Genomic DNA, 4,669 nt, shown 5'->3' with positions numbered 1-4,669 from the left:
CTTGAAGCGCTGGTTGTCGACATGGGGGTCCTGGTACAGGTGGTCCACACGGTCGGTGTTGAACAGCGAGGCGCGGCGCTTGATGCCGTGCACCTCGTAGCCCTTGGACAACAACAACTCCGCCAGATAGGCGCCGTCCTGGCCGGTCACGCCGGTGATGAGGGCTGTCTTTTTCATGCAATCAACTCACAGCTTGTTTGGAGGCCTGGATCAAGTCCGGATTGGACCTGGATCCAGAATAAATTCAAGAGTACGAAGCACCAATCAATCGATGCCGCCGGCTCGCCGGAATCGCCTTCAGCAGGTCTTGAATGAAGCGATCCTGCAAGGCAAAACCAGCCGTATTGTCGCCGGTGATTGACGACACCCGGACCAGCACGCCATCGGGTACCACGCCCTTCAAGCCATAACGAATCGCGACCCAGCGGTGGGGGTAGCCGAATTCCGTCATTTCGTCGCCAACCATCACCCAGTACGTGATCGGCTCATTGCGAGGGCCCATGGCCGCGACCAGGTGCTTGACCGGCAGATCCTGCCCACCGAGGATTTTCAGGTCAGCATTTTCAACCCCCGCGACCAGCTTGAAGCCTTGCGCCGGGTAGCAGATCTCGGGCCGGTGCGTGATCATGCCCTTGTGCTGGTTGCGAGCATAAGCGAGCGACAACATGATGCGCTCGCCACGCCCATTGCGATAGGTCAGCGCCACGGTTTCATCGTAGGTGGCGTCAAGCACCTTCTGGAGATCCGGGCTGGGAGGAATGGGAATGATGGACGTATCGACGGTCCAATCACCAAATGAGTCGGGGAGCAGCTCCGCCAAGTGCTCCCGCGACTGGATGTCTGCCAAGAAATGGCGCGGCGTGATCGCCAGGGCCAGCAGACTGGCCCCCGCCATGACCAGCGCCAGCACAATGGTCTTGACCCAATCCGTCTTCATGGCACTCGTCATGGGGACCGCTCCGCCGGAACGAACAGTCCGACCAGCTTGTCGACGCCCAGAATCAGCAACAAGGCCACCGTGAACAGAACCATGCCGGCAAATCCATGCACGAAGCCTTGGCCGGCGGCATCGCCAAAATGATAAGTCACCAATACCAGGATCATGACCCGGACCACGTTGGCCGTGAAGGAGATGGGCACGATCAGGAGCGCCAGGCACGCATTGCGTGCCACCGAGGTGTAACGCATGATGTTCATGTAAAGCAAGCCCAAGGCCTCCAGGGTGAACATGGAGTTCAAGCCCGCGCAGGCATCCGCGACCAGCAACTGGTACGGACCCACTGTCAGGATCACTCCGGACCGACCCACCGGATACCCCAACTGGTACAGCATGTTGGACGCCACCGCGGACACCGCAGATTTGAGCGGCGACGTCACGACGGACACCCAGTCCCCCGGCCAGGGGATCATGAAAATCATGAAGAGCAGCGGAAACCAGGCCAGTTTCACGCCCGCAAAGCCGAAATAGAACAGCAGGAGCGAGGACAGCACCAGGATCTGGGCGCCGATTTCAAGCATCCAGATCGATTGAGAGCGCCCGACCGCACATGCCACCACCCCGACGAACATCAGCATGCCCGGCAGCAGCAACATCGATCGACGTGGCAGGGCGGCGAATGCCATTCGCTTCTGGTAAAGCAGCCAAAAGCTCACCCCCAGAATGATCGGGCCATGGCCCTGCTCGTCGCTGCTCCAGATGGTTTGCGACAGACTGTAGTAGCTGGGGCCGAACATGGCCAGCCATCCTGCCAGCAAGACCAGAACCGGCGCGGCCATCCGCCACGAGCCGTCGTCAGTACGTGGTTGACGAACCGGGCTCGACGCTTCAGGGGCTGTGTGCACGGAATGGCCGATCATTCGCTCAAAACTCGTTCACGATGACACCCAGCAACTTGGCCGGACTTTGCTCAAACGTCGCGACCAGTTCCTGCAGGGCCGCCACGCGCGTTTCGTTCCGGCGGGCAATCACCAGCGCGGCGCCGCAGCGAGCAGCCACCACGTGACTGTCGGCACCGAAGCTGGCCGCCGGTGTGTCGACGATCACGTGGTCAAATTTGGTCAGGAACTCACGCATCAGCAAACCAAAGGCGGGACGCTCGACCAGCTCGAGCGGATTGGGCGGGGTGACGCCCACTGGCATCACGAACAGGCTGGGGACGGTTGCAATCTGCTGGATCACCTGCCCTGTTGCACGGCCAGACAACACCGCCGACAGGCCTTCGCTGTTGTTCAGCCCGAACAACTCGTGCTGACGGGGCCCGCGCAAATCGGCGTCGACCAGCAAGGTGCGCCCGCCCAATTGAGCCAACGAGACTGCCAGATTGGCGCAGAAGTAGGTCTTGCCATCGCCGGATGCCGGGCTCACCACCGCCAAGGCCTGGGGCTCCGTGCCGTTATAGAAACGCATCATCAGTTGGCTTCGCGTTGCGCGGAACGCCTCGGCCTGGGGCGAAAACGGATGCGTCAAGGTCACCAGCTCCGGGTTGATCCTGGCGTGCTCTACCGGCGCATAGGGGTAATGGAATTGCTGCGACAAGGCAAACAAGACGTCGTCGGTCGACGCGAAGCCCAGGCTGACGGCGGCCTCGCCAAAGCGGACGCCTTGGCTGCGCTGGTAGGCGAGGATCTTCTCGACCTGCTCGGCCGAGAGATTCCGGCTGGCGCTGATGATGGCGCCAATCGATTGGTCTTTGACTTCTGCTCCCTGCACCTGGCCAGACTCAGACGCGGATACGGACGTGACTGAACTGGACATCAAGCTGCACCCTTCTTGTACGCGATCAAGCGATTTGCGAATCCCTGCTTGAGCAGCAAGCCTTTCAGTCCACGATGCTGTCCCGCGCTCACAGGCCTGGGCATCACGCCAATGATGGGCAGGCCCAAGGTTTGCACCAAATCTTGCTGAACCCGGACCCGACGGTCCAACAGCTCGGCGCCCAAGCTCAGCGCGATGGCCAGCAAGGTGCCCAAAAAGACCGAGATCAAGCCGTTCAGCATCAGCTTGGGCGATGAAGGCCTCAGCGGCGCCACCGCTTGCGTGAGCACGTTCACATTGCTCAAGGTGGTCTGGCTTTCCAGGCTGCTTTGGTTCAAGCGGGACTGGATCACGTCATAGGCTTTTTGCGCATTTTCGACATCGCGCAACAAAACCGAGCCCTCATCACGGGTGGCTTTCATGCGCAAGACCTTGGCACGCTGCGCTTCCAACGACGCACGAACTTCCGCTTCGCGCTGGCGGTTGATGGTGTTCGTGACCCCGACCCCGCTCGTGACACGCTTGGTTTCCGCATCGACCTTGATCTTGAGTTCGGCGATATTGGCCTTGGTCTCCAGCACTTGCGGATGGTTGTCGCCCAGGCGGGCGCTCAACTCCTGCAACTTGACCTCGGCTCGCGACAAATCGGATTTCAGGCCGCTGATCAAGGGGTTGTTCAAAACCTCCTGAATCCGGTCGCCGGCCCCGCTGTTGGCTTGGATCTGGCGGCTGCCCGAGTCCGCCGACAAACCTTGAATCGCCACCAGTTGCGAAGACAATTCATTCAGCCTGGCATTTTCAACATCAAGCCGCTCATCGCTGGCGATGATGCCTTTGTCCATTTGAAAAGCCGACAGCCGAGCCTGCGCCTTTTCCAGCACGTCACGCGCATCCTTGGCGCGAGTTTCGAAAAATGACGAATATTGGCGTGCGGGGTCGACCTTCAGTTCGAGCGTCGTCTCGATATAGGCCTGCACAAACGCATTGGCCAGGCCAGCGGCAAATCGCGGGTCCGCAGCCTTGTAGGTCACCTCGATCACGTTGGATTCGTGCGAAGGCCTGACCTCCATATTGCGCTGGAAGCCCTCGCTCAACCAATTGACAATATCGCCTTCACCTTTAGTCGCCTCCATCCACTGCGACCGGATCGCAGGATTTTCAGCCAGCTTCAGGTTGCGCACCACCTTTTGCGCAACGCGGTCGCTCTTGATCACATCCACCTGCGTGGCCATGAAAGCGGAGGTGGCGCCACTCTGATACATCAGGGCGGAAACCGGGTCCGGCTTGGCGTCCGCCACCACCGACGCCACGGCCGTGTACTGCTTGGGCAGCAGCAAAGTCACGCCCACGCCCAGCACCACGACCGCCACGAAGGTGGACAAGGCAATCTTCCAACGGGCCAGCAAGATCGAGAAAAGCTGATAAATCGTCACCGTCAGGTCCTTAGAAAATACTTTCCTTGACGTACACCACGTCGCCATCTTTCAAGATTTCGTCCATGGCCGGCTCCAGCACCTCCACCTTGCCCTGGGCATTCTTGCGATGCACCTGGATGCCCTTCTTGGTACCGCGCAGCGTGGTCCCGCCGCCTGCAGCCAGGGCCTGCATCAGGGTCATGTCGCGTTCGAGCCGGCTGCCGCCGGGGCGTTGCACTTCGCCGTAGATGTAGACGATGGGCGCGCGGTCGACCCACAACACATCGCCATTCATCACCTCGACGTCCTGCTCACGCCCGCCCGGAGCAAAGATCTTCGGCAGATTGATTTCCGCACGATAGGCCTGGCCGCTGCGCGTGCCGGTCAGCACCAGCACTTCACCACCGCCGGCATCGACGCCGCCAGCCATGGACAGCAGGTCGGTCAGGTGCATGCCGCCGGATTCCAGCGGATAGCGTCCCGGCCTGTTGACATGGCG

General features: G+C 60.6%; 6 protein-coding genes. All 6 read right to left on the bottom strand.

What is annotated here, in order from left to right; all coding sequences use genetic code 11:
• Positions 1-177 (bottom strand): GDP-mannose 4,6-dehydratase (locus JOZ06_RS13700; protein WP_293233354.1); only part of this gene is annotated, 177 nt, incomplete at its 3' end.
• Between the two features lie 67 nt (positions 178-244).
• Positions 245-937 carry an exosortase-associated protein EpsI, B-type gene (gene epsI / locus JOZ06_RS13695; RefSeq protein ID WP_293233352.1) on the bottom strand — a complete coding sequence of 231 codons (693 nt, stop codon included), beginning with the start codon at positions 935-937 and terminating at the stop codon, positions 245-247.
• 8 nt (positions 938-945) lie between these two features.
• Complete coding sequence (xrtB, locus tag JOZ06_RS13690) at positions 946-1,857, bottom strand: exosortase B (protein WP_293233350.1); 912 nt, start codon at positions 1,855-1,857, stop codon at positions 946-948.
• A 4-nt stretch (positions 1,858-1,861) separates the two neighbouring features.
• Positions 1,862-2,710 carry a polysaccharide biosynthesis tyrosine autokinase gene (locus JOZ06_RS13685; protein ID WP_293233348.1) on the bottom strand — a complete coding sequence of 283 codons (849 nt, stop codon included), beginning with the start codon at positions 2,708-2,710 and terminating at the stop codon, positions 1,862-1,864.
• Positions 2,711-2,754: 44 nt separating this feature from the next.
• Positions 2,755-4,188: a chain length determinant protein EpsF gene (gene epsF, locus JOZ06_RS13680; RefSeq protein ID WP_293233346.1), complete on the bottom strand. Its 1,434-nt coding sequence runs from the start codon at positions 4,186-4,188 to the stop codon at positions 2,755-2,757.
• Positions 4,189-4,198: 10 nt separating this feature from the next.
• A partial coding sequence (locus JOZ06_RS13675; RefSeq protein ID WP_293233344.1) for an SLBB domain-containing protein occupies positions 4,199-4,669 on the bottom strand: 471 nt, incomplete at its 5' end.

The sequence above is a fragment of the Paludibacterium sp. genome, from assembly GCF_019232825.1.
GTDB lineage: Bacteria > Pseudomonadota > Gammaproteobacteria > Burkholderiales > Chromobacteriaceae > Paludibacterium.
This window is presented reverse-complemented; position numbering and strand designations above follow the sequence as displayed.